At 43.4% G+C, this 4,246-nt stretch carries 2 protein-coding genes and 6 tRNA genes; all 8 read left to right on the forward strand.

Annotated features, from left to right (window positions below):
- Positions 1–625: 625 nt before the first annotated feature.
- The gene (locus tag FD04_RS11250; RefSeq protein WP_054700867.1) at positions 626–1,264 is read left to right on the forward strand and encodes a deoxynucleoside kinase; all 639 of its coding nucleotides are present in this window, start codon (positions 626–628) and stop codon (positions 1,262–1,264) included.
- 278 nt (positions 1,265–1,542) lie between these two features.
- On the forward strand, positions 1,543–2,817 hold the full coding sequence (serS, locus tag FD04_RS11255; protein WP_056948912.1) for a serine--tRNA ligase: 1,275 nt from the start codon (positions 1,543–1,545) through the stop codon (positions 2,815–2,817).
- A gap of 827 nt (positions 2,818–3,644) precedes the next feature.
- Positions 3,645–3,717: transfer RNA gene (locus FD04_RS11265), tRNA-Val, on the forward strand.
- Positions 3,718–3,719: 2 nt separating this feature from the next.
- Positions 3,720–3,792 (forward strand) — tRNA-Lys (locus FD04_RS11270).
- A gap of 15 nt (positions 3,793–3,807) precedes the next feature.
- Positions 3,808–3,889: transfer RNA gene (locus tag FD04_RS11275), tRNA-Leu, on the forward strand.
- A 30-nt stretch (positions 3,890–3,919) separates the two neighbouring features.
- Positions 3,920–3,992: transfer RNA gene (locus FD04_RS11280), tRNA-Thr, on the forward strand.
- Between the two features lie 4 nt (positions 3,993–3,996).
- A tRNA-Gly gene (locus FD04_RS11285) sits at positions 3,997–4,068 on the forward strand.
- A 16-nt stretch (positions 4,069–4,084) separates the two neighbouring features.
- A tRNA-Leu gene (locus FD04_RS11290) sits at positions 4,085–4,170 on the forward strand.
- Positions 4,171–4,246: the final 76 nt, after the last annotated feature.

Here is a 4,246-nt window from a genome sequence, read left to right on the forward strand (position 1 = left end):
GCTACGGCTACTGAAGTTGATTGAGCAAACATTGAACTGGTTAATACGATAGGCACTGTCTGTCGAATAATTGTCTTCAATGAGATTCAACAATCAAAGTAAAATAGTCATAATCTAAAAGTTGATTGATTACTGAAGGACTAGAAACAAGTCTTAGTCCGTACTACTTCTAAGTCAGATTGTTAACTCAATAGAAGCATTATGCGCACCATGTAACGAAAACGGAGGGTTAGCGGTCTTTTCCGGTTGCGGTGATAAGTACGACTTAGCGCGTTTCGCGCTTAGTCGTACTGGACGGTTATGAGACCGAACTTTGGGCTCATAACCGAAGCGGAAAACGCGGAGCGGTTGCAGCTGGTCCCACAGCAGCTGGAAAAGGGCGCTAGCCCGTAGTGAAAGTGGCGGCATAAATAATTTTCCCTACCTTGAAATAGCTTGATTGCAGCTAGTCTGTAAATAAGCGCTAACCCAAGTGACAATTAAGCATAATTATTTTTGATTTGAAGTGAAATAAAATGAGGATTGAAAAATGAATTCATAGTTTTTACCCCCAACATATTGCATTTACGGGTCGCAATGATACAATGTATTGTGCTGACTTTTGAAGTTTAAAGGAGAAATAACGATGATTGTACTTTCAGGAACTATTGGCGCTGGTAAAACCAGCCTCACAAATATGCTTGCTGATCATTTACACAAACCAGCATTTTACGAATCAGTAGACGATAACGAGATTTTGCCATTATTTTATCAAAACCCAAAGAAGTATGGCTTCTTACTCCAAATCTACTTCCTTAACAAGCGACTTGATAGCATTAAGGAAGCCTTCAAGGATGATGAAACGGTGCTTGATCGTTCAATTTTCGAAGACTCACTGTTATTTAAGTTAAACGCTGATTTAGGCCGCGCGACGCAGACTGAATCTGACATTTACGACTCCTTGCTTCAAAACATGATGGAAGAATTACCAGAAACACCACATAAGAAAAATCCAGATTTGTTGATCCACATCAACATTTCGTTTGACACGATGCTACAACGCATCAAAAAGCGTGGTCGTTCGTTTGAACAGGTCGATCAGGATCCTTCTTTGTACAATTACTACAAAGAATTAGACGCTCGTTACGTGGATTGGTACCAAAACTATGACAAATCGCCGAAGATGGTGATCAATGGTGACGATTTAGACTTCGTTGAGGATCCAAGCGCACAAAAACAAGTTTTAAGTATGGTTGACGACAAACTAGCTTCTTTGGGGCTTTAATGCCTCACGGTTGTGTTTTGATTTAAAATATCGTAGACTAGTGTTAATGAATAAACGCCACACACCTTTAAGTAGATGTACAGAGAAGCGGGATTGCTGCGAACCGCTCATCGAAACTCCAGTGTGTGAAAGCGGACAGTTAATCCTGTACGGTTGATCGCCGTTACCGATGTTGAGTGTGCAGTGTGACTGCAAACTTGGGTGGTACCGCGAGCTTTCGTCCCAATTTTTGGGGCGGAAGCTTTTTTTGCGGACCGCAATATGAAAGGGGAAGCATTATGATTGATTTGAAGTTAGTTAGAACTGAAACAGATTTTGTAAAGGAAAAGTTAGCAACTCGTGGCGTTGAAGCCACCGAAATTGACGACTTATTAGCACTTGACCAAAAGCGACGTGATTTAATCGTGAAGAGTGAAACTATGAAGGCACAACGCAACCAAGTGTCAGACGAGATTTCACAACTTAAGCGTAACAAGGAAGATGCTAGCGAAAAAATTACCCAGATGAAACAAGTCAGCGCTGATATTAAGGCGATGGACGAACAGTTGACTGACATTGCGGCTGACGTTCAAAACAAATCGGCTCATTTACCAAACATTCCAAATGATAACGTGCCAGTTGGTTTAACTGAAGATGGTTCAGTTGAACTACGCAAGTGGGGCGAGATTCCAGCGTTTGATTTTGAACCAAAGTCACACTGGGAGATTGGTGAAAGCCTTGGTATTTTGGACTTCGAACGTGGTGCCAAAGTTTCAGGCAGTCGTTTCTTGTACTACGTTGGCCAAGGTGCTCGTTTAGAGCGGGCCATCTACAACTTCTTCTTGGACCAAAATGAAAAAGCTGGCTTTACCGAAGTCTTGCCACCATATATGGTCAACAGCGAATCAATGTACGGGACTGGCCAATTTCCTAAGTTTACCGAAGATGTTTACTCATTGAAGGAAGCGGACGAAACGTTGATTCCAACGGCCGAAGTACCCTTGGTCAACTATTACCGTGATGAAGTGATCGATGATGAAAAGCTCCCAGTCATGTTCACAGCCTTGTCACCGGCTTTCCGTTCTGAAGCTGGTAGCGCGGGTCGCGATACGCGTGGCTTGATTCGTCTCCACCAATTTAACAAGGTTGAAATGGTTCAATTTACGAAACCAGAACAATCATGGGATGCGTTGGAAAAGATGACCAATCATGCTGAAGATTTATTGAAGCAGCTTGGCTTGGCACACCACGTGATCACTTTGACGACGGGTGACATGAGCTTTACTGCTGCTATGACGCATGACTTGGAAGTATGGCTCCCGTTCCAAGATAAATACCGTGAAATTTCAAGCTGTTCAAACTGTACTGACTTCCAAGCACGGCGGGCACATATTCAGTACCGTGACGAAAACGGTAAGTTGCAGTATGTCCACACCTTAAACGGATCAGGCCTGGCTGTAGGTCGGACCGTTGCCGCCATTTTGGAAAACTACCAAAACGAAGATGGCACAGTGAACATTCCAGAAGTTTTACAACCATACATGGGTGGTCAAACTAAGATCGTTAAGGAATAATTGCTAACTGAAATAGTGTGATAAAAACCGAGTAACGGTTGCGAGTAATTCGCAGCAGTTGCTCGGTTTTTGTGTTGGGATTGATGGCATCTGGTTATTGACTATCAATTGATACTGTACAGTAAACATGGACTGACTAGTGGCCAATTCTAATTTTTTGAACTTTGGGTTAGAGTATTCGTATGATTGTAATAGTTATAGAGACTATGGACAATAAGATGCATCGGTAACGAGAACGGAAGGTAACGCGCTTTTCCAGTTGCGGTGATAAGTTCGAGTTAGCGGTTTACCGCTTACTGGAACTGGACGTCTGTGAGACTTCGGGTTTTGAAGGCTCACAGACGAGGCGGAAGACACGTGTATTTCGTGGCTGAAGCCGGTCCCGCTGTAACTGGAAAAGCGCGTTACCTGAAGTGGTAGTGGAAGCAATGAAGGGTAAGCAAGTTAAATCAATTAATTGAGTCCAAGGCCATACCCAAATACATTTTTATGAAAAGAAACGGATAAGTTATTCATTGGTAGAAAAGGCCAATTTACAATTAATATTTGAATTGAGAAGTGGTATAATAATAGCCGTGCGGTTGATGTAGGGACTTGCGAGGCCTATGGATACGCAATTTCAAATTAATTGAAATTAATTTGAAAAAAAGCTAGCTTTTTGAGATAAAAGCGTGTAATATAGTTCTTGCGGTTGGTTAGCAGGACAGCAAGTCCTGAATAACTATTCATCAAGTTGAAAAAAGGTGTTGACATCATTTCAACCAGATGATAAACTGTAATAGTTGTTTCAAAGAGGTCGATCATAACTGTTCACCTTTTGGGCACATGGAGGATTAGCTCAGTTGGGAGAGCGTCTGCCTTACAAGCAGAGGGTCACAGGTTCGAGCCCTGTATCCTCCATTGAGCCGTTAGCTCAGTTGGTAGAGCATCTGACTTTTAATCAGAGGGTCGACAGTTCGAGACTGTCACGGCTCATTAACCAGTCACCATGCGGGTGTGGCGGAACTGGCAGACGCGCTAGATTTAGGTTCTAGTGTCTTACGACGTGGGGGTTCGAGTCCCTTCACCCGCATTAAAATTAAATAGCATTATTTACACTTTCGCCGACTTAGCTCAGTTGGCAGAGCATCTCACTAGTAATGAGGAGGTCGGAGGTTCGAATCCTCTAGTCGGCATTGTGCGGAAGTAGTTCAGTGGTAGAACATCACCTTGCCATGGTGGGGGTCGCGGGTTCGAATCCCGTCTTCCGCTTTAATGCGTTTTTCCTGCCGGGGTGGCGGAATTGGCAGACGCACAGGACTTAAAATCCTGCGGTCAGTGATGACCGTACCGGTTCGATCCCGGTCCTCGGCATTTTCAACTTAATATTATTATGCACCCATAGCGCAACTGGATAGAGTGTCTGACTACGAATCAGAAGGTTGTAGGT

The organism is Secundilactobacillus odoratitofui DSM 19909 = JCM 15043, from assembly GCF_001434895.1.
In the GTDB taxonomy this organism is placed as follows: Bacteria; Bacillota; Bacilli; order Lactobacillales; family Lactobacillaceae; genus Secundilactobacillus; species Secundilactobacillus odoratitofui.